Genomic DNA, 25,185 nt, shown 5'->3' with positions numbered 1-25,185 from the left:
TGCGGAACTGGATTGCGAAAAAAACAAAACCCCTGCGGGGCATCGATAGGATCGCCTATGGAATGCTCCCTCAGGGGTTGTATGAGTTTTATCGGGTTATGCTTCCAAAGAGGTACTTTGTTGCGGACTTATTTTAACAGTAACGCTGCGCAAATAGACGAACGACGAGACGAGTGCAAGCAGCGCGATCACCATCAAGCCCCAGAAAATGTTCGAGTAAGCCGTGGACAACGGCAAACCGTGCTGCCATTCCATTGCGCTGGATGCCATGGCGACGCTGAAAGCACCGCTAAAGAATTGCAACAGCTGGTAAAGGCCCATTCCCGAACCTACCTGAGATGCCGGAAGAACACGGGAGATTTCATTGGATACACTGCTCGAGATTATCGTAAATCCAAGGCTCATCAGAATATAGATAAACAGGATGGCGAGCCATGATTGCCCGCTGAACAACGCGAACAAAACCATAGAGATCAATACGAGCAGCGGAACGTACCGCAGGATCATACCGTTCCCGTGACGGTCTATGATTGAACCTACCTTGCGGGAAGCCACCGTCGCGAGGATCGAACCCGGGAAGATGATCAGACCGGCATGGCTGGCAGTTAATTCGAAGTGATGCACTAAAATTTGCGGCAGCAAAAACAAGGTGGCAAAGCTGGCCAAATACGACGCGATCCCTACGATCGACAATGCTAAATATGACCCGTTACGAAATAAAGCGGGCGAAACAAACGGATCTGCGACGGTGCGTATGCGCCAGACGAACAGCGCTAGCGCAACTGCGCCAATGGCGAGTGCCAACCAGGAATGCTGTGTCAAGTACATCAGCAAACCTGTTGTTCCCACAGCGACGAATATTGCACCAAGAGTGTCAAACGATCCCCGTACGGGTTGTTCTTTTGGAATATACCGAAGAAACAGCGGTACCAGAATCAGAGTTAACGCCGTGATGATAAACAGGTATCTCCAGCCAAAATATTCGACAATCGCGCCGCCGGCAACGGGCCCCAGACCAAGACCCAGTGATACGGCCGACATGATCATAGCCATCGCTTTGCCACGCCGCTCGACGGGAACGTAACGGGATAATGTAACCAGGGATAACGATATGACTGCTCCTGCACCAGATGCTTGCACGATGCGAACAACGAGCACGATCCAGAAGTTGGGGCTGAACAACCCGGTAATGGCGGCAAGACCCAGTGTCGTAAGTCCAATTGCCAGTAATCGCCGAATCGGCAGGAAATCGGAAAGCCGGCTGAATGTGATCGACGAGATGGCGAACATAATCGAATAGCCGGTGACGATTAGTGACGAAGTGGCCGCTGACATTTGGAACGTATTGGTGATGTCCGGCAGCGCCAAGTTAAACATCGCTGTATTCATGATGACCAGAACGACAGCGAAAGCAAGCAACACTGTCAGCAGCCCTTCGCGTTGGAGTGCTTCCGAAGAAGTGGGAGTTCCGGAAGATTGAGGACCGGTGGTAGTGTTACGCATGATTTTTACCTCCACTCTTATCTTTGTTCTATTGTTCTAATATAATCGAACGTTTGAAATATAACACGCCTTATCTTATGATGTAAAGAGGGGAGAATAAAATTCATCACGAAATTTAGTAATAAAGGAGTTTTTCCTTATGAAAGTTCTATACCACCCCGAACGGGATGATATTCAATTGTCTTCCGTATTATATGCGTTAAGTGACCCGATTCGGCTTAGCGTCGTGGCGGAAATGCGGCGTTCCGGCGAACGGCCATGTAATTATTTCGAGGTTCCAATCGCGAAATCAACGTTGTCTCACCATATCCGGACACTGCGGGAAGCCGGTGTCATCACGACTCGAATCCAAGGGACACAGCGGTTTATATCGGTGCGGGAAGAGGATTTGGAAGCCCGCTTTCCCGGGTTGTTGAATTCGATCCTGGAGGCTTATGAGAAAACCCAATCGCAGGAGCAATGCGCCGAATCGGAGTAAGATGTTCTTATTTAAGATGTTCTTATTAAAGTAGAGACTTGAGTGAGAAATCGAAGCCAAAGGGGAGCTTACCTTATGTTAAATCTGGATCTCTCAGGACAAATTGCGCTGATTACCGGAGCGACTGGGCAGTTAGGTCGGGTGATCACCCGGACATTGTCCGATTGCGGAGCAAAGGTAGTTATTCATTATGTGAATAACGAAGCCAAAGCCCGGGAATTATTTCAAGAGATCACTGCGACCGGAAGAGAGGCCTTGATCGTACAAGGCGACATTACGAAGGAAGCGGATATCCAAGCAATCCAAGCGAAGGTTACGGCGGAACTTGGCGATCCGGACATCGTTGTTGCCAATGCCGTGGTGCAATATAACTGGACTTCGGTTCTGAAGCAACCAGCGGAAGACTACGTGAGCCAGTTTGAATCCTGTGTTCTGCAGAGTGTGTTCCTGGCCAAGGCATTTATTCCTGCGATGATGGACAAAAGAAAGGGGCGCTTTATCGGAATTAATACCGAGTGCGCTATGCAGAACTTCCCCAACCAGTCGGCGTATACGGCAGGGAAAAGAGGCATGGACGGCGTTTACCGCGTCCTGGCTAAAGAGGTTGGGGAGTACGGGATAACCGTAAATCAGGTCGCCCCGGGCTGGACGATCAGCGATCGCGACCGTGAACTGACGGATCGGAATGATACAGCTTATATTACTGGAGTTCCGCTGAAGCGGCGGGGAGAAGATCAAGATATTGCCAATGCGGTGGCGTTCCTGGCTTCTGATTTAGCTGGTTTTATCACAGGAGCGTACCTCCCGGTGACCGGTGGAAATGTGATGCCGGCTATTTAGGCCATGGCTAAGTGAGGCTGGATAAGAAGGAGGCGCGCAAGGTGGAATCGGCGGAAGGAAGCTACTCGTTGATCCAGAGCCATTTACGACAGATGGAGATGGCGGAGCGGGTGCGGATTTTGTATGCCTGCGAAGCGGGCAGCCGGGCCTGGGGTACTGCGTCTCCTGCCAGCGACTACGACGTCAGGTTCATTTATGTGCGGCCGGTGGAGTGGTATTTGTCGCTCCGAGAAAAAAGGGACGTCATCGAGTATGGCCCAACGGGAGAAACAGAAGAACGAGCCACTGGCGTTGATTCACTTGGTCCGGCTCAGTTGGGGAACGCCTGCAGCCTTGACCTTGCGGGTTGGGATCTGCGCAAGGCTCTGTCGCTGCTTGGGAAGGGTAACCCGTCTTTGTTCGAGTGGCTGTCTGCTCCTATTGTTTATACCGAAGCCTACTCCTTAAAGGAACGGTTGCAGTCGCTCGCAGAACGTGCTTTCTCTGCCAAAGCGGCGATGTACCATTACTTGCATATGGCGAAGCAAAATTGGCGCCCCCAGCACCTCGGCAAGCAAGCTGCCCCAAAGGCATACCTTTCGGTACTCCGGCCTGTGTTGGCTTGTGCTTGGATCGAGCGCTATAGCAGCCCGCCGCCAATGAGCATAGAGTTGCTGCTTGAAGCTGCATTACCGGACTTGGACGGCGGGATCCGCGAAGAGATCGACCTGCTGCTGGAATTGAAGCGAAGCGGAGCCCACCCAGAGTCCGAGTCCCGTCTTTCGCGTTTGGACGGTTATTTAACCGGTCGAATAGAAGGATACGAGCGGCTCGCATCGATCTTGGAGCCCCCGAGTCGAAATAGGGGCTCGGCTTTGTCTGAAATGCTGGATGAAATGTTCATTTCCGTTCTGCAGGAAGTGTGGAAGATGAGAATAAGGTAAGAACCACTCAAAGGACCGCTGAGGCGGTTCTTTCTTTTTTCTCTTTTATAATAAACATCAAAAATTAGTGACACAGATGCATACATGGTCTATAATCAACGGAAGAAAGCACAATGTAACAGAATAAAAAAATAAGTAATACAGTCACTGGAGTGAGAGGGGGGACGCTTATCATCACGTTGGAGCATGTCAGCAAAACGTACAGCTTGCAAAACGGGCAATTTGAAGCGTTGCGCAATGTCTCCCTGCAGATCCCGGAAGGCACCATCCACGGCATTATCGGACCTAGCGGAGCAGGGAAATCGACGTTGCTGCGAATGATGAATGCTCTGGAGCTGCCGGATCAAGGGAAAGTGACAGTTCTGGGCCAGGAGCTCACTGCGCTCCCTGAAACAGCGCGGCGTGAGGTGCGGCGCTCGATCGGCATGATTTTTCAACAGTTCCACTTGCTGAATAACCGGACGGTCAGCGGGAACGTATCGGTTCCGCTGGAGCTTGCCGGATTACCGAAGAAGGAGCGCGCCGAACGCGTGGGGGAATGTCTGCGTTTCGTTGGCCTGGAGGACAAGGCTGACCAATATCCGGCATCCCTCAGCGGGGGACAGAAGCAGCGGGTAGCCATTGCCCGGGCGTTGGCAAGTCAGCCTAGCATCCTGCTGTGCGATGAGCCGACCTCCTCGCTTGATCCGAAAACCACAGCAGAGATTCTCGAGGTGCTGCTGCATATCCATCGGACCTTAGGGGTGACGATCGTGATCGTCACGCATGAGATGGACGTGGTGCGCAGCATTTGCCAAGGGGTTTCGGTGATGGAAGAGGGGCGGATCACCGATGCGTTTACGCTTCAGCGGAATGAGGCGGAAGTTGGCACTGCTGGAAGAACCGGTTACCACGCCTCGTACCGGGAGCAGTTGCTTGGCGGGATGGAGGTGTAAAGGCGTTGGATTTTCTCATGATGATGTGGGAGGGCTTCGTTCAGTACCGCAGTCAAATTGGCGAAGCGATCGGCGAGACCTTCATGATGGTTGGGATCGCGTTGCTGGCAGCCTTACTAATTGGCTTACCGCTGGGAACAGCATTGTATCTGAACGGTAAAGGCCAGTTATATGAGCACTCCCTGAGGTACGCTCTGCTGAACGGGATCGTGAACGTCGTTCGTTCCTTTCCGTTCCTGTTGCTGGTGGTGTTTATGATTCCGCTCACCCGCCTGATCGTGGGTACGGCGATCGGAACGCTGGCTGCCTCGATTCCGCTGGCCGTTGTGGCCATTGCCATCTATGCGCGATTCGTTGAGCAATCGCTGTTGGAGGTGCCGCGCGGCGTTATTGAATCGGCCCGGTCGATGGGGGCGTCCAAGCTGCAGATCATCACGAAATTTTTGTATGTTGAAGCCCGTTCCGGCCTGGTGCTGGGATTAACCTCCTCGACGATCAGCTTCATTTCCTATTCGACGGTGATGGGTGTGGTTGGCGGCGGAGGGGTTGGCGATTTTGCCATCCGTTACGGTTATCAACGGTTCGAAACCGAGCTGATGGCTGTGGTGATTGTGCTGATGGTTATTTTGGTACAAGGAATTCAATTTATAGGAAATGCGTTGTCCCGATGGTTGGATAAACGCTGACAATGGAGGGAGAAACCATGCTAAAAACAGGAAAATGGATCATGTCGCTCGTAGTTCTGATGTTGGTGCTGAGCGCTTGCGGCAATAACAGCAATACCTCGAATAACGGAACAGGTGTGGAAGCACCGGCAGCGGCAGAGACGGAGACGACAGAGAACGGAACTACAGAAACCACACTGAAAGTAGCTTCGCTGATTCCACCGATGACGGACATTCTGGAACTGATCAAACCGCAGCTGAAGGAAGAGGGCATCAACCTGGAAGTTGTGATCTTGTCGGACAATGTGCAGCCCAATGATGCACTGGCGAACAAGGAAGTGGATGCGAACTTCTTCCAGCATGTCCCTTGGATGGAGGAGTACAATAAAAACAAAAACGCGAACCTCGTACCGGTTCAGCCGGTGTATCATGCGGTATACGGCGCTTATTCCAAACGGTATAAATCGATGGAAGAGCTCCCGGATGGAGCAACGATTGTTATCGCCAATGACGCGTCTAACGGTGGACGCTCCCTTGACATGCTGGACAAAGCCGGCGTGATTAAATTGAAGGAAGGCGTAGGGATTAACGGGACTGTTGCAGATATCGTAGAGAACAAACATAACTATAAATTCGAGGAAGTTGACCTGCTCATGTTGGCCCGGATGCTGGACGATGCCGATTTGGTGCTGATGACACCGGCTTATGCCAGCCCGCTGGGACTTACACCGAAGAAGGATGCTTTGCTGACGGAAACCATCGAATCGGCATTTGCCATCACTTTGGTGGCTCGTGAGGATAACCGCGATTCCGAGCCGATTCAGAAGCTGGCAAAGGCGATTTCTAGTCCAGAGGTCAAGCAGTTCCTCGAGGACAACTACGACGAGATTGCGCTTCCGGCGTTTTAATTTAGTGCCCTGGCACGAATCTTGGTATAGTACCTGCTGATCGGAATAGGTCAAACTTCCCTCCTCATAGGATGATGTTAGCATGATCCATATGGAGGAGGGGAGTCGATGCAGGTTCATATCGTCCAGCCGGGGCAAACGACATATCGTATCGCACAATCCTATGGCATACCTTATGAAGATATCGTTGAAGCTAATGAATTGCCGAATCCGGAGAGGCTCGTGGTTGGACAAACCTTGGTCATCCCGAACGTCGGCAACTATTATTGGGTCCGGCCTGGGGACAGCTTATGGTCGATCGCTCAACGATTTGGATTAAGTTATCATGAGTTGGCCCGCGTGAATGCCATCAGCGTAGATCAACCCCTTTCGATCGGGTTTCGGCTGTACATTCCGCCGCGGCCGCGAAGAAGAGCGGAGTTTAACGCTTATGTAGAGCCGCGCGGCGGAACGGTCTCTGCAGCGCTGGAGGAAAGTGCGCGGGAAACCGCGCGATATCTGACCTACCTGGCTCCGTTCAGCTTCCTAGCGCAACGGGACGGCTCGCTTCGAGAGCCGCCGCTCAATCAGTTTCCGGAAATTGCTCGGTCAAACCGGGTTGTCCTGATGATGGTGATCACGAATCAGGAGAACGACCAGTTTAGCGATGAGCTTGGCCGGATCTTGCTCAATGATATCCCGATTCAAGATCGGTTTCTGGACAACATCGTCACGACCGCAAACCGATACGGATTTCGGGATATTCATTTCGATTTCGAGTTTTTGCGGCCCGAAGACCGCGAGGCATACAACGCCTTCTTGCGTAAAGCCAAAGCGCGATTCGCGGAGCAGGGCTGGCTGATGTCGACTGCTTTAGCGCCAAAGACCAGTGCCGATCAGAAAGGCAAATGGTATGAAGGGCATGATTACCGGGCCCACGGTGAAATCGCCGATTTTGTTGTGATCATGACCTATGAATGGGGCTACAGCGGTGGACCGGCTCAGGCAGTGTCGCCGATTGGTCCTGTCCGCCGGGTACTTGAATATGCGCTGACGGAAATGCCGGGCTCCAAGATCATGATGGGGCAAAACCTATACGGGTATGACTGGACGTTGCCATTTGTGGAGGGAAGCTCCGCAAGGGCGATTAGTCCGCAGCAGGCGATTCAAATTGCCGCGCGGCATGGCGTCGCCATTCAATACAGCGAGCGGGATCAGGCACCTTTTTTCCAATATTGGGATGCGGAAGGTCGGGAGCATGAAGTTTGGTTTGAGGATGCTCGCTCGATTCAAGCGAAGTTTGACCTGATCAAGGAGTTAGGGCTGCGCGGAATGAGTTATTGGAAGCTGGGTTTAAGTTTTCCGCAAAATTGGCTGTTGCTTGAAGACAATTTCGAGGTGGTCAAACGGGGATAACTTTGATTGATTGGGACGCGAGTAAACTTTGTGATTTTTGTAACAGAGACACTTGACAGCCTGCGGTATGATAGAAGCAACTTAAGTAATCCAAAATTAAATGAATAGAGATCTTCGGGGTAGGGTGAAATTCCCGACCGGCGGTGAGGTTTCGTCAAGAGGAAACCGCAGCCCGCGACTCGCGGATGGCTTTCATAGCCTGAAGTGACTGACTTGGTGAGAATCCAAGGCCGACGGTATAGTCCGGATGGGAGGAGATCAATGAAGCTTAAAGTTTGAATCAGGGACCTGTCATGGTCGCCTGCCAAGCTTATTTGGTCAGCCCTCGCAAAGCCTTCAGGAAGGTCGATGCGGGGGTTTTCTACGTAGACCCTCTATTCAAGAAGGGGACAGACACCATGGAGAAAGTCAAAGTAAGCAGTGGTATGCAATTCTCAGCTGGAGTGAATGCAGGAGCGCTTGCCGGCGCATCCGGTCCGATTCAACATTCGCCGAGAACGGCTCAAGCCCGCAAATCGCGCAGCGGTTTCTGGCTTGTCGTGTTGGGGGCAGCCTTGTGGGGCGTTGACCCGTTGTTTCGGGTCATCCTGCTGAAGTCGCTCACCTCGGCGCAAATCGTACTGATTGAGCATCTGATTATTGCGCTTTTTGCCATCCCGGTCTTATGGAAAAATCGCTCTGAGCTTAAAGGGCTAGGTTGGCGTCAAGGAGGCGCGCTGCTATTCATTTCGTGGGGCGGTTCGGCGATTGCCACGATTCTGTTTACGTTAGCTTTGTCGAGCGGAGATCTGAACGCCGTCCTGTTGCTGCAAAAAATGCAGCCGCTGTTTGCCATCCTGCTGGCCGGATTGCTGCTTAAGGAGAAACTGCCGCGCTACTTTTTCGGATATTTGCTTATTGCGTTGCTGGGCACGTATCTGCTGACCTTCGGTTTTACGATGCCGATTGGGCATTGGAGCGATTTCGTGCAGCTCGGCAGCCTGCTCTCGTTAGGGGCAGCCGCCTTGTGGGGCGGATCCACAGTGATGGGGCGGTTGATGGTAGGAACGATGAAATATGAGACAGTGACATCGTTGCGGTTTATTTTGGCGTTGCCGCTGTTGCTGGCGATCACTTGGAATGAAGGGGCTGCATGGAGCCTGCCGACCGGCACCTCGCAAATTGCTGCATTTTCCCTCAATATGCTTGGACAAGCGTTGTTGCCAGGCCTGCTAAGCTTGCTCGTCTATTACAAGGGGCTGACCACAACCAAAGCGTCGGTCGCTACTCTGGCGGAGCTGAGCTTCCCAATGGTTGGCGTTCTGATTAATTGGATTGCGTTCCAGCAATTGATTACAGTCGCCCAAGCCTGTGGGTTCGTGCTGATATGGGGCACGTTATTCCTGATCTCCCGTCAGGGAGATACTAACCAATAATTTTAATAATCGATGAAATAGCGGGGATCTCCTCCTGTCTGACAGGAAGGAAATCCTCGTTTTTTTTTCATTCTCTGCATCCTCTTTGGCGAAATTTGTTATATGATAAGAAAAAGTATCAAATAAGGATGAAGATTATTTCGTGGGATGGAGACGGTGGAAAGCTTCATGTTGGATCTAAAATTAGATATGGGAACGGAATTCGTATTGCTCGTATTGGGCCATCTTCTGACCATCATTCTCTTTAGTGCATACAAGTTCCGTAATTCCAAACAGTCAGTGATGGACGTGTTTTATGCCGCCAAATGGCTGCAGGCTGTAACCTGGGGTTTGTTTATATTATCGGAAAATACATCGGGCATAGCCGTGCTCACAGCGGCGAATTTGTTTTTACTGCTGGGGGCTGCCTTTGAAATGGTTGCATTGCTGCAAGTGACTGACGGATTTAGCACCAAAGCGAGGAGGTTCTACGTATATTGGACCGCAGCGGGTATGACAGCCTACCTGCTGGTTGTTCTCCTGCATAATACCGCTTCACTTCGCATTGCTGTCGTCTCCCTCTCTATCGCGGTGATGCTGGCGATTCCTGCCGTTCGGTTAGTGACATCGTCATTGAATTCCTCATTGTCCCAGCTGATAGGTTACATGTACCTCACAATCGCGATTGTCTTGACCGCTCGCACCCCGCTGGCTTTCTTCAGTCTCGGATTGGTGGACATGATGAACCCCGGCGTCTATCAAACGTTAACCTTCCTGGCTTTGTATGCGCTTTTAATGCTGGGGAACATGGGCTTCTTCCTTCTCTCCAAGGAGCGGACGGACCGGGAGTTGATGAGATTGGCCAGCTATGACGATCTGACTGGTGCGTTGAACCGGCGGGCCTTTATGCACCATACCCAGCAGACCTTGCGGCAATGCCGGAGGGTGGGGATCCCGGCCTCGTTTATTCTGATCGATGTGGACCATTTTAAGACGATTAATGACTCCTTTGGTCATCATATCGGAGACGAGCTGCTGCAGGAATTCGCCGGGAAGGTCCATCCCTGGCTGCGGGAGGGGGATTTGTTTGGTCGGTATGGCGGAGACGAATTCGCTATCTTCCTTCCGGGAGCGGACGAGCAGGCCTCGGATGAGTTCGCTGAAAATCTGCGTGCCGCCGTGCTGGAGAGTCAGAGAAATCACGGACGCCTGGACACTAGACCCGAGTATACCATCAGCATTGGTGTGGTCACTGTTCCCGCAGGCTCGGATGTGCCGTTGCAGGAGTTGTTTAAATCCAGCGATGAAGCCTTGTATCAAGCCAAGCATGCTGGCCGTAACCAGGCCGCACGCAGCGGAGCGTAACAGCGAAAGGCCGGGCCCATAAGGGACCGGCCTTTTTTTGGTTGTGTGCAAGCGGGATCAGTTCTCGTCCAGCCACAAAATTGCTGTAACCCCGCGCGGATAATACCGACTTCCGCAGATGACACCGGCCATCATCTGGTCGCTCCAGCTCCAGTAGGCATTCTTCTCGGAAGTCAGCCAGCCCACATGTGCTGCATCGGCAGCTTGACCTCGTTCGTCCCACGGAAGACCCAAGATCCGGCGGGCGATGAACTGGCAGAGATAAATTTTACTTAGCCAGGAGTTGTTGCTCGTTGAGGACAACTTCCAACCGCCGTCCTCGAACAGGCAGATGCCCGGCTGCAGCACTGTGTTCAGGTGCGTGGACAGCGCTGCGATATATGCGCCGAATCGACCGTTTGGATCCAGCGCTTCTTCGCAGCCGGTGTAGAGCGGGTAGATAAGACCCTCGATCGCAGGGATGATCTTCGAGTCATTGTTCTCTTGAATGACCGCTGGAATGTAACCGCCCGGCAGCATATGAGAAGTAATCGTGGCGGCGCACAAATCGGCTTGGCGTCCTGCCAGCGCAGCCGCCGTTTCGCGGCCATTGTCGCGAAGCAGCTTCTCTAAGGCAACGTACGCTGCCCAGCTCTTGCCGGCCAAATAAATGTTATTCCGCGCTTGCCCCAGCGAGACGTCCAGACTGTCATAGGTGGTGATTTCCGCTCCGCCCATTGTACGGGAGCTGTCGAGGCCCATAATGCCGGTACGCTGCGACGGATCAGGATGGTCGCGGTTTACCATGCTTTCCAGGCATTGCTCCAGAATCGGCAGGTTCTGCTTCAACCATTCGCGATCGTTCGTTTGATGGACGTAAACGGTGGCGCTTAACACCCAGTTGACGAGTTGCTCCTGCGTCATGTGAGAGAAGCAGTCGTCGAGCGCATGCAGCTCATAAGACGAATAGCCAGGAAGGGTAAACGAGTTCTTTACGCCCATGTCATGCGTGAAGCTGATGCCGCCAGGATATTCGGTTGAATCTCCCGGAAACCGCACCGTATCCCGGTAGCTGTAGCGGCTGGTGTAGAAATCGAGTTCGTTTTTAACCGTCCATGGATTCATTTTGATCTCGTAAAACAACTGGTCAACCAGCAAATCAAACGTATTCATCATCCGGTATTCGCCTTCATTGACGATCCAGAGCGGCTTGCCCTCATGCTCTAGCAGCTCCGTGGAACCGTAATAGCTGCGGATGGCATGTGCAAGCATAAACTTCTGATCCTCGCTTAGCTTAGCGTCGTTCACTAGCGCGTCGCCTTGGCGGGCAACCTCCAGCTTACGGTCAAATTGTGCTAACGCATACTCGGCTACTTCTTCGATGTTCGCGAAATACCGCGTATAGTAGTAGGATGCATCTATCCCTGTTGTGACGTAACCGGCGCGGTAGAAGCAAAGTGCAAAGCGGTAAGTGGCTTTCTCGCCAGCCGGTGTCTCCATAAGCAGTGCGCCCACGGGGCCAAGGCCAAACCGGAGATTTTCCGGAACCTTTGGTTTGAGAATCGATTCCATCGTAAAAAAGCCAGCGCTGGTAATCCGCGGATCGCTCGCCGCAATGGCGGTATGGCGGCCTTGTCCAATGCCGCAAATGCGGCCGCTCGTCACGTCCTCCAGGCGGCGAATGGCGCTGACAGGGTCGTTGTTTTGCATACCAAAGAAGGCTTTGCGCGTCGACGTTCCCCGGGTATTGTCCACCGTGATCTCGGCAAGCACGGCCGGCATCAGCGCGAAACGCAGCTGCTCTTCCGTTGCTGTCTCGGGATCAGGTACGCCTTCAAACGGGGAGATTAAGCGGAACGTCAAATCGCCGGCTTGCCATTCGTCGATGGCTGCCCCAAATCGGCGGACGATTTCATTCCGATTGTACGGCAGGATGAGACCGCCCTCTACTTGCTGAACGGAATGTCGCTCGCTGGAGCCTGAATTGCTCTCTTCGGTCGTGTAACGATTACGCTCGTCCAGACCTTCGCCAAAGAACGGGAAAGCGCGGTAATGCTCTTGCCCATCGTCCTGCAGGCCAATATAGATGTTTTGGTTCGGCGGGCTGGCCATTTCTAGGTCGAAGCCGCCGCTTTGGCCGGGATAACCTAATGTAAAGCTGGCAAACGCTCCCATCGGAGAGTGATGCGCGTTAAAAAATATATTTTTACCCAAGTTAATTACCTCCTGTTCAATTCACAGCGGTTATGCTAGTTTTGATTATAACAAGGCTTTTGGGGAACGCCCATGTCCAAACCGCCGATCGATTTATCCAAAACGTGCACGGCGGTGAGGCAGGGAAAGCGATTAAAGAGAAGCGGAGGGATAAGGGTGGCTAGAGAACATCAGGTTACCGAATATATGCTGCCAAATATGGATTCGACGTTTAAGCTCTTTGCCGCGCATTTGCGAACGGTCACGCCGGAGTGGTCGTATCCGCGCCACAGCCACCCGCTGTTCGAGGTGAACTTGCTGCTGGCAGGCAGTCAAGAGATGATCGTCGGCGGTAAACGTTATGTGCAGCAGCCCGGCGATTTTCTGCTGCTGCGCCCCGAGGACATGCACGAAAGCCGGGCGCTGGGAACAGAGTCGATGACGTATTATTGCTTGCATTTTAACGTCGATGAGCCCGTGCTTCGCGAGCTGCTGTGCCGCGGCGAGAATCCGCTCTACACCGCAGACGGACCGCTGGCCCAAATTATTCGGCCAAGCTTGGACAAGCTCATCGCGCTTACTTCGGACGGGTCAGGTACGAAGGTGGCGGACAAGATGCGGACGATGGCTGCGCTGTTCGAGCTGTTTGCAGGGCTGAGCGAAGGGTTGGCCAAACAGGACGCCGGCGCGCCAAGCAGCCGGATGAACCGGATCGCGGCGGAGATCGCCGCCGCGCTGGAGCGCAGCGTCGAGGAGCCGGGGGCGGCGTGGAACGTGTCAACATTAGGGAACGCAAGCACCATAAGCAGCAGTTCCAGAAACAGCAGTTCCAGCATCACCGGCGAAAAGGGTATCAGCAGTAATGTTAGTCGCGGTAGTGTCTCCCGTGATGAAGGCTCCTCCGGTCGTCGATCCGTCGACGTTCTGGACGCCGATCGATCACGCGAGACTGTCGCGGCGGTCACTGCCGGACTTGGGTACAGCGCGTCCTCCTGCAATCGGATTTTCCGCAGCGTGTACGGGATGTCGCCGCGCCAGTATTTATCGGCGCTGAAGCTTAAGAAGGCCAAGCTGCTGCTGTTGGAGCCGGAGTTATCGGTGGAAGCCGTTTCGATACGACTTGGTTACAAGGATATTGCCCATTTCAGCCGTCAGTTTAAACGCTGGACTGGAGAATCACCCGGCAAGTTTAGAGCGCGGTTTCATATTTAACTTGAAGTCATATCCATTTTATTTTGAAAGGGGCTTGCTGTTTTGATCACTAAAAATGAAAGCGCTGACTTGTTAGCGGTACCGCGAAGCAAGCGAATTGTCTTTTTTGGCGACAGCATTACGGAGAACGGTACGTATATCCGGAACTTGGAGGCTTTTTTCCTGAAGCATCTGCCGGAACACCGACTGGAGTGGATCAATTTGGGGGTCAGCAGCGAGACTGTAGCGGGAACCAGCGAAAAAGATCACCCCTTCCCCCGTCCCTGCGTGCATGAGCGCCTGGAGCGCGCTTTGGCCGAAACCCGGCCGGATTGGGTGTTTATTTGCTACGGAATGAACGACGGAATTTATCATCCGTTTGGGGAGGCGCGTTTTGAAGCCTACCGCGATGGGTTGCGTCAAGCTGTGGAACAGGTGCAAAGCGTCGGAGCCCGCGTCATCCTGATGACGCCGCCGCCATTTGATGTTGCTTCGATTGGCGGAGAGGCGCTGCCAGACGGGAAGGATATGAATGAATACTCGTTTGAGCGACCGTATGTCAAATATAACGAAGTCTTGGAACGCTACGCAGCTTGGGTGCAGCAGTACGGCGAAGCAGAAGGGCTGACGGTGGTAGATCTCCGCCGCCCGTTGAGTGAACTGATTCGTAAACGTCGTGAGGCGGACGCGGGTTATCGTTACGGCGATGGCATCCATCCGAACGAAGACGGGCATTGGGTAATCGCCCAGACGATCCTGAGCCGTGTGTTCCATTTGGAGCTGGAGCGGATACCGGCCTGGGCTGAGGTCGACGGGGGCGACAGCGAGTTTATCCGGCTCGTCGGCCAGCGGCGAGCCGTGCTGAATGCGGCGTGGCGAGAGCATGTCGGGCACACGAACCCGAACAAGCTGGAGACACCGCCGCTGGCGGAGGCGCTGCAGCAGGCGGAGGCACTGCTGCCAGCAATCGAGCGCGCCGCTGCGCTGGAAGGCGGCACAGAGAGCGCGGAGGTGCGCGAATGGATGGGGTTCGCGCGCACCGACTTCTACTTCGGCGGCCGCGAATGCGTGGTAGTTGCTCCGCGGGAGGCCGCGCCCGGCCGGCCTTGGGTTTGGCGGAGCGAATTCTTCGGCGCCTTCGCGGACGCCGACCTGGCCCTGCTCGAGCAAGGCTGGCACGTGGCCTACTGCCGGCTGAGCCACCTCTACGGCTGCCCGTACGCCTCCGGGCAGATGGAAGCATTTCGCGCCTGGCTGACCGCGAAATATGAGCTCGCCCCGAAGCCGGTGTTGTTCGGCTTCAGCCGGGGCGGCCTGTACGCGCTGCGGTACGCCGCGCTGTACCCTGACCACGTCGCGGCGCTGTATCTTGACGCGCCGGTGGTGGACATCCGCAGCTGGCCGGGGGGCCAGGGTGCGGGTCGGGGCGCGCCGGAGGAGTGGCACGACTGCTTGGCGGTGTATGACATCGCCAAGTCAGCAGCCACTCCGGCGGAGGCCAACCGGCTCGCCGGCGAGGAGACGGATCGCCTGCTCGCGGGGCTCACCGCACCGGCCAGCGCTGGCGTGCCGGTGCTGCTCATCTCCGGCGACGCCGATCTCGACGTGCCGTTTGAGGAGAACGGGGCGGTGCTTGAGCGCACCTACCGGGCACATGGCGGATCGGTGATGACCATCCTTAAGCCAGGCGGGGGCCACCACCCGCACAGCTTGCCCGATGTCACGCCGATTGTGCAGTTTGTCCTTTCTTCGGCTGCGAACCGAGTACAATAGCTGCCTATAGACCGTCCGATGGATATCGGACGGTTTTTTGCTTCGAATTGGAAGACTTCTTCCTTTGGGGGGAGGGGAACCTAGTCTTTCCGCGTTCTTTTCAACGATTATCCCGTTGCATCAGGAAATGGAAACAAGAGAAAGAAAGTGTGATATGCAAAATTGAAGCAAGATGCCGGTAAACCGATAAGTACGGATATGTGCAAGAGGGAGGAATACGTTCTCGTCCTCCTTTTTAACGATTATCCCGTTGAATCAGCCGGTGGAGAATGTGAAGGAAGTAGGGGGCAGAAAGTAGCATCCAAGTAATATCCAAGTGTAGTAGTATGCAAGATCAGTAATAAAAAAGTGATGTGAGAAAACCGATGGGTAGGAACATTTGAGCTACAACTCACTGAGTTAATATAGATTAGATTGTGAAAAAAACGATAAATTGAACTTGGGTATAGCTTAAATCGGTTGAGCTGAAAGGGAAAATACTGAATAAGAAGCGGAAATGCTGAAATTGGTATAGCTGTAAATGAGTCGATTAACTGTGTTCGAAAGTCAAGGTAGGGGCGATTTCATGTTGTTTGGCATTCCGATCAGCATTCTTTCTTTTCTCAATAAAAATCGCATAGTACCTCAGTTAGCAGCCTCACGCTGCACCTGCAAGGAACGGCTTCCGCTGGCGTGCGTTCAGACCATGGGCGATTAACTGGCGGTAAGGGATGGCAGGAATGGACAAGCACATTTGCAGCAGGTTTTGGCGCATCTCTTCCTCGGAACAAGTCATGCGCAGGTAACGGCGGACGGTGTACTCATTCAAATACGCCTGCAAATGCGTTATTCCCAGCGAGACATACGTGCGTCGGATCGAGTCTCTTGCTTGTCTCACGACTTTCCGCAAGGGCAGATACATCCGATAAGCGAAAGGAAACCACCGCTTGGTTGAGGTATGTTGTCCATCGACATACTTGTTGATGAATGTCTCAAGATCGCTCCGGTCAGCCTGTTGCTCGCCCCCTCCTCTTTTGTGCGGAATCAGTTGAATCTTCACTTGCTCGGGTTCACCAGTCTCCGTGACCGTGCAGCCGGCAACAACCGCGGTGGCATAAGGCTGACAAGCTGGATGAAAGCGTTTGGTATCCGTCCCATACTGATCGCGGCTTACCTTTACTTCTCCAGAGAGCAAGACCTTCGCCTCACATTCGCCAAGGGTATGACGGATTTTGTGCAGCATGAGCCAAGCGGTCTTGTAGGTCACTTGGATTACCTGACTCAACCGCAGCGCCGAGATGCCATCCGGGAGCAGAAACAGCTCCAGTGCTTGGAACCACTTCACCAAAGGCAAATGGGTTCTTTCAAAAATGGTGCCGACCAAAGGAGAGGCTTGATAGCCACATTTTCCGCATTCAAATAAAGGAATATGTCGAGTGGACAGACGGGTGCACTCGGTATAAGCACAGCGCGGGCAGATGAAGCCATTTGGCCATTTCATCGCGATAATTGCCTCGATACAGTCGGCCTCGCTTTGAAAACGGCTGCTGATAGATTTAAGCTCCATGCTCGTACCTAATTCCATGTCCGATCCCTCCAATTGAAGTTCCTCTAGTTCACTGAATGCGTACGTGTGTTCCCTTTTTTCTCATTATAGCAAACATACGTTCTTGTAGCAACTAAAAAATCCCAAATCTTCACGAAAAATGTGGATGTTCAGATCACTGTGCAGCTTTAGTTTAATCTCCTTGATCGATTCGCCAATCCTGAATCAAAGGGATAATCGTGCAAAAGGTGGGACTGGGGGAAGAAGCCTCTCCTCCTAATCTATTAATCAGTCATGGGTTCGAGCAGGATGGGTTCAGGATGGGTTCATGCGTTCAAGTTTTCGTGTGGTCAAGTGTGGTCAAGTCAGTCAAGCGGTCGTGAAAATTGTTCGAAGACCTGTCACATTACTTCGGGAGTTTCTGGCAAACGGATGGGATTCTATCGACTCTTTTCTGGTAGTATGGTATTATGATAGTCTGATAACGTATTAGCGAACTAAAGCGGTGTTTTGAGTTGAGCTAATAGTATTACTCAGGGGGAGAGAGATAGATGAAAGTTAATAGAAAAATGGTTTTGATGAGCCTAGTGATGGCTCTGGTGTTAACGATGCTGGCCGGGTGTTCGGGGTCAGGAGCGGGGAAAGAGGATAATCAGCTGGTGATCGGCATTGACGATAAGTTCGCACCGATGGGCTTCCGCGATGAAAATAACGAGATTGTGGGCTTCGATATTGATTACGCTAAAGCGGCGGCGGAGAAAATGGGAATGGAAGCCACGTTCCAGCCGATCGACTGGTCGGCTAAGGAATCTGAGTTAAACAGCGGACGGATCGATCTGATCTGGAACGGATATACGATTACGGAGGAGCGCAAGGGCAAGGTCCTCTTTACGAAGCCTTATTTGAAAAATAGCCAAGTGGTCGTAACGCTGGCCGATTCGGAAATTACTCAGCTGAGTGATCTAGCTGGCAAGACAGTGGGCCTGCAGGCGTTGTCCTCCGCAGCGGATGCGCTGGATGCAGCTCCGATCAAGAGCGAGATCAAAACGATCTCGGAGTTCCCGGACAACGTACTTGCTCTTACGGATCTCAAAACGAAACGGCTTGATGCGGTCGTAATCGACGAAGTTGTGGCGAGATACTACATGGCGAAAGAAGAAGGTACGTTTAAGCTGCTGGATGAGTCGCTGGCGCCTGAAGAATACGGCATCGGCGTGAAGAAAGGCAACGAGGAGCTGCTGAACAAGCTGCAGAAAGCGCTCGACGAGCTGAACCAGGACGGTACCGCTTCGGAAATTTCGAAGAAATGGTTTGGCGAAGATAAAGTGCTGAAGTAGATACGAAAGCGTAGAAACCGGATTGCTTCGGAATCCGGTTTTTTGCTGATTAAGTTAAAATTCAAGATGTTCCGAGGAGAGCGATCATGAGTCTGGAGTATTTGTTAAGTATCCTAGGGCCGATGCTGGAAGGAACGAAAACGACGATTTGGCTGTTTCTGCTGGCCATTGTGACCTCGATTCCGCTGGGCTTCGCCTTTACCTTTATGGTTCGCAGCCGAATCAAGCCGGTCGCTTGGTTTGCCGGAGCTTATATTTACGTCATGCGCGGTACGCCGTTGCTGCTGCAAATGCTGTTCGTTTGCTTTGGGCTGCCGGTTATCCCGGGTATCGGCGAGTACCTCGTCATGGATCGGTTTGTTGCTGCTTGCGTTGCTTTTACGCTGAATTACGCGGCGTACTTCGCCGAGATCTTCCGGGGCGGCTTGCTGGCGATTGACAAAGGACAATATGAAGCCGCAAAGGTGCTAGGGCTTAGCCGCTGGCAGACGACAACGCGAATCGTGTTGCCGCAGATGCTGCGCATCGCGCTGCCCGCTGTCTCCAATGAGTCGATTACGCTGATCAAGGATACAGCGCTGCTTTATGCAGTGGCTGTTCCCGAGCTGCTGCATTTCGCGCAAACTGCCGTCAACCGGGATTTTACGATCGTACCTTTTGTACTTGCAGGCGTGTTATATCTGTTGATGACATTGGTGTTGACCGTGCTGTTTAAGGCGTTGGAACGGAAGTTCAAATTTGAGTAAAGGGCTGGAATCATGGATCAAGCAATCGTTCAAGTCGAGCATTTACGTAAATCGTTTGGCCACCTGGAGGTGCTGAAAAACATTTCCTTTAATGTCGCTGCGAGCGAAGTGCTGGCGGTGATTGGGCCGTCCGGATCGGGCAAGAGCACGATGCTGCGCGCCTTGGCCCATCTTGAGGAAATTGATGGGGGGACGATCCGGATTGGCGGGGAGCCGCTGGTTGACAATGGGCGGTATGCCGGCAGCGCCAAGCTCAAGGAAATTGCTACCCGCATGGGCATGGTGTTCCAGCATTTTAATCTGTTCCCGCACCTTACGGTGCGCGGGAACCTGGAGCTCGCGCCTAAGCTGGTAAAAAGGCAGCCGTCTGCCGACATCCGCGCTAAAGCGACGGAGTTGCTGGAGAAAGTGGGGCTCTCCGATAAAGCGGAGGTCTATCCGTCTAACTTGTCCGGGGGGCAAAAGCAACGGGTTGCCATCGCCCGGGCCCTGATGATGAACCCGGAGATCCTGCTGTTCGACGAGCCGACCTCTGCGCTGGATCCTGAGTTGACGGGCGAGGTACTGCAGGTGATGAAGCAGCTCGCCGAAGAGCGGATGACGATGATTGTCGTCACGCATGAGATGGGTTTTGCGCGGGAGGTAGCCGACCGCGTGATGTTTATGGCGGACGGGGAGATTATCGAGTCCGGCCCGCCGGAGCAGCTGTTTGGTGCGCCGCAGCATGAGCGTACGCGGTCCTTTTTGCAGCGGGTGCTGTGATCACTAAATTCAAAAACGGCGGCAGCCTCGGAACTTCAACTACGAAGTTTGAGGCTGCCGCCGTTTTTTACCACCCTATTTTATTTCACCGAGTAAACCCCTTCTTTGTAAATCAACGTATAAATCATGCCCGAGTCGGTCAGAACGTACTGGTCCACGGCATCCTTGGACAAGCGACGTTGTTTCCCGTCGGCAGCAATATGGTATATGCCGGGCTCATAACCGTGGGATACGTAGTAGACACCGGACTTACTGACCTCAAAGGTCGTATCAGCCGTCGCACCGGGCGCCAGAGCAGCCAGTCTCTTCTCTTGACCTGTTGCTGGGTCAAACCGGAATAACTCCATGTCCGTGCCGCTGGCGGACGTATAATAAAATACGTTCTCATACATCCGGATCTGGGAAATGTTCCGTGACGACAAGGCAACGGCGGGCTTTCCGCCATTTAACCCGGTGCGCATCAAGTGACCCGAGCTGTCTTCTAGATAATACAGTTGCTCGCCAATCACCCAGAATTGGCTTGCGCCCGCGGCCAGCTTCACATGCGCCCGGCCGGTTGTATCGATCTGGTACACGGAGTTCGGATCCTTCGGATCGCTGTCATTAAAGCCGATCGTATAAAGGGCTCCGTTTTTCAGCACCAACGAGGAATCGGTTCTGTACCCGACCCCGCCGTTTTCTTCCACCGAACGGGCCACGCCGTAGGCATATCCGGGCTCTCCGAGCAATTCCTTCTCTCCGGTTGTCATGTTAAACCGGCTCAAGTTGTTCGCCACTTCCGTCATAAACCGGAAATCGGTATAGTACAGGGCTTCCCGGTCTGAGGCAAGACCGGCCAAACTTTTCGCCGACAAGACCTCCTGCAATGCTCCGTTCTTCACCCGGTACAACATGTCCCCGCCCATCGTTAAATCGCCGACATGCAGGTTAACAAATAGTTCGTTATCTGATTTCCATACATCCGTCAGCCAGCCATCCTCCGGCCGCCAATCGCCGAGCGTGGCGATTTTTTCGGCCTGTTGCTTTTTAAGGTCATAGGCGTACAGGTACGCTTGATTCTTCACCGTGGACACGTAGTAGAAAAGATCGCCGATCCGTTTTCCCGAATGGAACACCGGTGTACCGGGTACCTGAACTCGCGTCGCTTGGTTGCTTCCCGATTTCCGGAAAAGCTGCTCCTCTACGGAAGCGCCGTTGTTCAGGTATACGGTCTTCATGTAATAGACGTCGGTTCCATACTGCGTCAACGGGGTCGCTATCTTCTCGTAGTCCACCCGTTTCCGCCGATCGGTCAGCTGTGTTTTAATCGAGTCTTTGACTGCTAGCGTATCCGGGTGCTTCAGGTTAATCGGCGTATCGCCGATCAGAATCAACCCGTCCAGCCAAGCGATCTGCTTGCCAAGTGCAGTCGCGGCATCCCTCAGAGGCAACATAACCCGCCCGCCGATTTTTTGCGGCGGCACGTCGAGCTTCACCGATTCATCGTTAACAAGCATGGTCTTGCTGTTCACTTTGAATTTGACCGTTCGCTTGAGTGTTACGTTCCGGAGGACCACATCGTCCGGTGTCTTCGCGTTCCAGACGACTTCCCAATACCCTTGGTTGGCCCCGGTGGTATGCTCGGCCAAGTATCCCATCAGACGAATAGGCACGAGGACGCGCCCGTTACGCTGGACGACTTCATAATCTCCGCTAATATCTGTCTTCTGTCCTTGCAAAAACGCTTTGCTTTGATAGTCGTAAGGAATGATCGCCAGCTCGTTGAACGCCTCTTTCAGCGAACTGCTGCTGCTTCCTTGGACTGGGCTGCTAGCTTTCTCAGCGGCATGAACTCCGGCTGTTCCCAGCCCTAGACATGCTGTTAATAGCAGCAACATGATTTTCTTCTTCAATACGAAACTCTCCCTTCAATAAACCAGACACAAGATGTCATCTAATGACTAGACGCTTCAACTCTTGTAAAAGTTGCTATGTCAAAAGCTGGCGCAATTAGGAGGTAACGCGAGCATTTTTGACAACCCTGTTGTAGAATCAAAAAGAAGCCGTTTACACCAGCAGGATGGAGGAACCTACGAAATGATAGATCAATATGCATCGGCCACCGTCGTTTCGACGGCATGCAATTATATCATGGAGCGTCCGGACAAGTTCACTCATACCTACCGGACCTATATTAAATTAAGAGAAAACGGAGCACAAGAACTCCGATTCTGGCATAGCAATGCCATCGATTCCACATGGGATAACGGTTCGGTTGCCCGCGGTGGGGAATATGGCGGACAGTGGCGAATCGAAGCTGCCTACGTCGGGGACGGCGGCTTGGAACCGCAGGGTTCGGTCGTGCCCGGTTCACAGGTACGCGTTACGTTTGACGGCGGCAACGAAGTCAAAGCGGTCGCCCCCGGGGAGTTGTTTTGGAGCGATCCGGTCAAGATCGACCTGCCGGAAGGCCATCTGCTGGCGTTTACTTGGACGATTTCAACGGAGTCGGGAGGCAAAACGGTTCCCTACAATACCGAGCAGATGTTAGTAATGGCGTTTGATGCGCCGGGAGCATGTGCGGATCAAGCTGCTGCCGATGGCTTTGTGCAGTCGGAGAATCTGCTGGTCATGCCTGCACTGATTGCCAGCGCAAAGCCGGTGCAGCAACGCCTCATCTTCCTTGGTGATTCGATTACGCAAGGCGTAAGGACTCGCCGGGACGGTTACGAGTATTGGGCGGCGCGAATTGCCGATGGCTTAGGCAATGATTATGCTGTATGGAACCTTGGCTCCGGCTGGGCACGAGCCTACGATGCTGCCGCCGATCGGGCCTGGCTGAACAAGGTGAAGCTGGGGCAGGCTCCAGGGACGAACACCCAAATCATCCTGGCGCTTGGGGTTAACGATATCGATATCGGCGCCCGTACTTCAGAGGAGCTGCTGGCCGACCTGACGACCATCGTTTCCTTACTTCGCCAAAACGATCCGACTACGGAAATAATCCTGTTCACCGTTCCGCCATTTAATTTCAGCGAAGAGCGGGAACAGGTCTGGCGGCGGGTCAATGATCATATCCGCTCCGCCTCGCTTCCGGGCGTTGACCGCGTCTTTGACATGGCCGTTCATCTGTCCCAGCCCGCGCCGCAGGATCACCGGCTGCGTCCGGAATTCATGAGCTCGGAGTACGATCCCCATCCGAATGGAGCGGCAGGCAAGGTCGTGGCCGACGCATTCTTGGCGTGGTACTTCAGTGATGATGAACGGGAGCGCTGAGATGATGAGCACCCCTCTTCTGAATGTAGGGATCTTTGCCCATGTCGATGCGGGCAAGACAACGACGACGGAACATATTTTGTATACCAGCGGGCGGATTCGGACGCCGGGCCGTGTGGATGACGGCACCGCGCTGACGGACTCGCTGGAAGTTGAACGCCAGCGCGGGATTTCCGTTCGTGCGGCGATGACGAATTTTACTTGGAAAGGTACGCAGGTGAACTTGATTGATACGCCGGGCCACGTCGATTTCCTGTCCGAAGTGGAGCGTTCGCTGCGCGTGATGGATTGCGCGGTGCTGGTGATCTCCGCCGTAGAAGGCGTTCAGGCCCAAACGGAAATGATCTGGAACGCGCTTCTTAAGCTGCGAATTCCAACGATTCTATTCGTCAACAAAATGGACCGGGTTGGCGCGGACCCTGATGCGGTGCTGGCGCAAGCACGCAAATATCTGTCCCCGGACATCGTTCCAGTCCAGCATCCGCTGGGGATGTGGCAGGATTATCAAGGAGCGGCGGATTTGTGGAGCGCGGGAGGTGAAGCGGCGGCGGCTGATGCGGGAAGTCTTGAGGCGTTCACGGCGGCGCGGAGCGGCTTGATCGAAGCGTTGGCCGAGCGAGACGAGGCGTTGCTCGAGGCCTACCTTAGCGGGGAGGATGTCGCGGAGGAACGCTGGGAACGCTGTGCGGAGGAGCAAGCGAGATCTGCCCGAATCTATCCGCTGCTGTACGGGGCGGCGACGAAGGGAATGGGTATCGCTGAGCTGCTGGATGCCATGGTGCGCTACTTCCCTCCGGCGGAAGGGGATCCGGAGGCCCCGCCCTCCGGCGTCGTGTTCAAGATCGAACGCGACAAGACGATGGGCCGGATGGCTTATGTTCGCCTTTATGAGGGCAGCCTCCGCAATCGCGATACCGTGTACAACTATACGCAGAACCTCAGCGAGAAGGTGACACAGATCCGCAAAATCGACGGAACACGTTCGGAAGATATCGGTCTGCTGCGGGCAGGCGATATCGCGGCCGTCTGCGGCTTATCCCACGTCCGGATCGGCGATGTACTGGGGCGGCCGGATGCAGTGCCGGCTGAAGCGAAGCTGGCCGTTCCGCTGCTTACGGTACAGGCTCATCCAGCCAACGAAGCAGAATACCGCGCCGTAGCGGAAGCGCTGCAGGAGCTGTCCGACGAAGATCCGCTGCTGGACGTGCAATGGCTGCAGGAAGAACGAGAGCTGCACGTAAAGGTGATGGGGCCGATCCAGCTGGAAGTGTTAAGCAGCGTCATGGAATCCCGTTACGGCTTGAAGGTGACCTTTGGGAAGCCATCGGTCATTTATAAAGAAACACCGAAGCAAGCCGGGGAAGGGTTCATCGCTTATACGATGCCGAAGCCGTGCTGGGCGATCCTGCGATTCCAGATCGAGCCCGGACCTCGGGGAAGCGGCTTGGTCTACGAAGCCCGGGTGCGGGACGAGGATCTGCTGCCGCAATATCAGAACGAGGTGGCGCGCCGTGTTCCTGAGGCGTTGCAGCAAGGGCTGTATGGCTGGGAGGTTACTGATCTGAAGGTGACGTTGGTCTATGGCCAGCATCACGTATGGCATACCCATCCGCTGGATTTTGCTGTCGCCACGCCGATGGGAATTATGAATGGGCTGGCGAATACCGGGACCCAATTGCTGGAGCCTATTTTGCATGTCCGCATCGTTGTCCCCGAAGAGAATGCCGGTCGGGTAATGAATGACCTCGTGCAGATGCGCGGCCGGTTCGAGCCGCCTCAGCTGCAAGGAGAACGAGTGCTGATTGAAGGGCATGTACCGCTCTCGACTTCGCTGGATTATCCCATTGAACTTAGCTCGTACACCAAGGGACGCAGCACCTTTGCTTCCTCCTTTGCCGGCTATGAACCGTGCCCGCCGGATGTGCACGCCGAGCGGGTTCGGCGAGGGGTTAATCCGTTAGATCAGGCGAAATATATTCTCAGTGTGCGCAAAGCACTGCAAGGGTAGTTCATCAACA

The 25,185-nt window shown here is 53.8% G+C and carries 20 protein-coding genes and 1 riboswitch; of the genes, 16 read left to right on the top strand and 4 right to left on the bottom strand.

Annotation, left to right across the window (positions count from 1 at the left end; genetic code table 11):
- Positions 1–96 precede the first annotated feature (96 nt).
- Entirely contained in the window at positions 97–1,503 is a 1,407-nt protein-coding gene (locus tag C812_RS13730; protein ID WP_016313252.1) for an MFS transporter, read from the bottom strand.
- 139 nt (positions 1,504–1,642) lie between these two features.
- Here C812_RS13730 and C812_RS13725 point away from each other — a divergent pair, with 139 nt between their 5' ends.
- From C812_RS13725 to C812_RS13685, 9 genes are all read left to right on the top strand, one after another.
- Complete coding sequence (locus C812_RS13725; RefSeq protein ID WP_016313251.1) at positions 1,643–1,981, top strand: ArsR/SmtB family transcription factor; 339 nt, start codon at positions 1,643–1,645, stop codon at positions 1,979–1,981.
- Between the two features lie 75 nt (positions 1,982–2,056).
- Entirely contained in the window at positions 2,057–2,821 is a 765-nt protein-coding gene (locus tag C812_RS13720) for an SDR family NAD(P)-dependent oxidoreductase (protein ID WP_016313250.1), read from the top strand.
- 41 nt (positions 2,822–2,862) lie between these two features.
- Complete coding sequence (locus C812_RS13715) at positions 2,863–3,744, top strand: nucleotidyltransferase domain-containing protein (RefSeq protein ID WP_016313249.1); 882 nt, start codon at positions 2,863–2,865, stop codon at positions 3,742–3,744.
- A gap of 170 nt (positions 3,745–3,914) precedes the next feature.
- Positions 3,915–4,679: a methionine ABC transporter ATP-binding protein gene (locus tag C812_RS13710; RefSeq protein WP_085278450.1), complete on the top strand. Its 765-nt coding sequence runs from the start codon at positions 3,915–3,917 to the stop codon at positions 4,677–4,679.
- Between the two features lie 17 nt (positions 4,680–4,696).
- The gene (locus tag C812_RS13705) at positions 4,697–5,365 is read left to right on the top strand and encodes a methionine ABC transporter permease (RefSeq protein ID WP_036625446.1); all 669 of its coding nucleotides are present in this window, start codon (positions 4,697–4,699) and stop codon (positions 5,363–5,365) included.
- 17 nt (positions 5,366–5,382) lie between these two features.
- Positions 5,383–6,252, top strand: a complete 870-nt coding sequence (locus tag C812_RS13700; RefSeq protein WP_016313246.1) for a MetQ/NlpA family ABC transporter substrate-binding protein — start codon at positions 5,383–5,385, stop codon at positions 6,250–6,252.
- A gap of 108 nt (positions 6,253–6,360) precedes the next feature.
- A complete protein-coding gene (locus tag C812_RS13695; RefSeq protein ID WP_016313245.1) occupies positions 6,361–7,647 on the top strand; it encodes a glycoside hydrolase family 18 protein in 1,287 nt (428 codons plus the stop codon).
- Positions 7,648–7,753: 106 nt separating this feature from the next.
- Positions 7,754–7,910: riboswitch (FMN riboswitch) on the top strand.
- A gap of 135 nt (positions 7,911–8,045) precedes the next feature.
- Entirely contained in the window at positions 8,046–9,062 is a 1,017-nt protein-coding gene (locus C812_RS13690; RefSeq protein WP_244268319.1) for a DMT family transporter, read from the top strand.
- 168 nt (positions 9,063–9,230) lie between these two features.
- A complete protein-coding gene (locus C812_RS13685; protein ID WP_016313243.1) occupies positions 9,231–10,406 on the top strand; it encodes a GGDEF domain-containing protein in 1,176 nt (391 codons plus the stop codon).
- A 57-nt stretch (positions 10,407–10,463) separates the two neighbouring features.
- On the opposite strand, the gene C812_RS13680 is transcribed toward C812_RS13685, so the two are convergent.
- The gene (locus C812_RS13680) at positions 10,464–12,599 is read right to left on the bottom strand and encodes a glycoside hydrolase family 52 protein (RefSeq protein WP_016313242.1); all 2,136 of its coding nucleotides are present in this window, start codon (positions 12,597–12,599) and stop codon (positions 10,464–10,466) included.
- Between the two features lie 156 nt (positions 12,600–12,755).
- Here C812_RS13680 and C812_RS13675 point away from each other — a divergent pair, with 156 nt between their 5' ends.
- Together C812_RS13675 and C812_RS21540 are read left to right on the top strand one after the other, a co-directional pair.
- Positions 12,756–13,790 carry an AraC family transcriptional regulator gene (locus C812_RS13675; protein ID WP_016313241.1) on the top strand — a complete coding sequence of 345 codons (1,035 nt, stop codon included), beginning with the start codon at positions 12,756–12,758 and terminating at the stop codon, positions 13,788–13,790.
- 42 nt (positions 13,791–13,832) lie between these two features.
- Positions 13,833–15,542 carry an alpha/beta fold hydrolase gene (locus tag C812_RS21540; RefSeq protein ID WP_016313240.1) on the top strand — a complete coding sequence of 570 codons (1,710 nt, stop codon included), beginning with the start codon at positions 13,833–13,835 and terminating at the stop codon, positions 15,540–15,542.
- Positions 15,543–16,179: 637 nt separating this feature from the next.
- Here the strand turns inward: C812_RS21540 and C812_RS13665 are convergent.
- Positions 16,180–17,106, bottom strand: a complete 927-nt coding sequence (locus tag C812_RS13665) for a transposase (protein ID WP_016313239.1) — start codon at positions 17,104–17,106, stop codon at positions 16,180–16,182.
- Between the two features lie 512 nt (positions 17,107–17,618).
- Here C812_RS13665 and C812_RS13660 point away from each other — a divergent pair.
- The 3 genes from C812_RS13660 to C812_RS13650 all read left to right on the top strand — a co-directional run bounded on the left by C812_RS13660 (position 17,619) and on the right by C812_RS13650 (position 19,912).
- On the top strand, positions 17,619–18,404 hold the full coding sequence (locus C812_RS13660) for an amino acid ABC transporter substrate-binding protein (RefSeq protein ID WP_016313237.1): 786 nt from the start codon (positions 17,619–17,621) through the stop codon (positions 18,402–18,404).
- Between the two features lie 86 nt (positions 18,405–18,490).
- Positions 18,491–19,150: an amino acid ABC transporter permease gene (locus tag C812_RS13655; RefSeq protein WP_016313236.1), complete on the top strand. Its 660-nt coding sequence runs from the start codon at positions 18,491–18,493 to the stop codon at positions 19,148–19,150.
- Positions 19,151–19,162: 12 nt separating this feature from the next.
- The gene (locus tag C812_RS13650; protein ID WP_016313235.1) at positions 19,163–19,912 is read left to right on the top strand and encodes an amino acid ABC transporter ATP-binding protein; all 750 of its coding nucleotides are present in this window, start codon (positions 19,163–19,165) and stop codon (positions 19,910–19,912) included.
- 80 nt (positions 19,913–19,992) lie between these two features.
- Here the strand turns inward: C812_RS13650 and C812_RS13645 are convergent, their stop codons facing one another.
- Positions 19,993–21,804, bottom strand: coding sequence for a stalk domain-containing protein (locus tag C812_RS13645; protein WP_016313234.1), 1,812 nt, complete (start codon positions 21,802–21,804; stop codon positions 19,993–19,995).
- A 184-nt stretch (positions 21,805–21,988) separates the two neighbouring features.
- Here C812_RS13645 and C812_RS13640 point away from each other — a divergent pair, with 184 nt between their 5' ends.
- Positions 21,989–23,167 carry an SGNH/GDSL hydrolase family protein gene (locus C812_RS13640; RefSeq protein WP_016313233.1) on the top strand — a complete coding sequence of 393 codons (1,179 nt, stop codon included), beginning with the start codon at positions 21,989–21,991 and terminating at the stop codon, positions 23,165–23,167.
- Between the two features lies 1 nt (position 23,168).
- Positions 23,169–25,175: a GTP-binding protein gene (locus tag C812_RS13635; RefSeq protein ID WP_016313232.1), complete on the top strand. Its 2,007-nt coding sequence runs from the start codon at positions 23,169–23,171 to the stop codon at positions 25,173–25,175.
- Positions 25,176–25,185 lie beyond the last annotated feature (10 nt).

Origin of the sequence: Paenibacillus barengoltzii G22 (assembly GCF_000403375.2) — a bacterium.
Lineage (GTDB): Bacteria > Bacillota > Bacilli > Paenibacillales > Paenibacillaceae > Fontibacillus > Fontibacillus barengoltzii.
The sequence above is the reverse complement of the archived record's forward strand: the minus strand, read 5'-3'. Positions and strand labels throughout refer to the sequence as shown.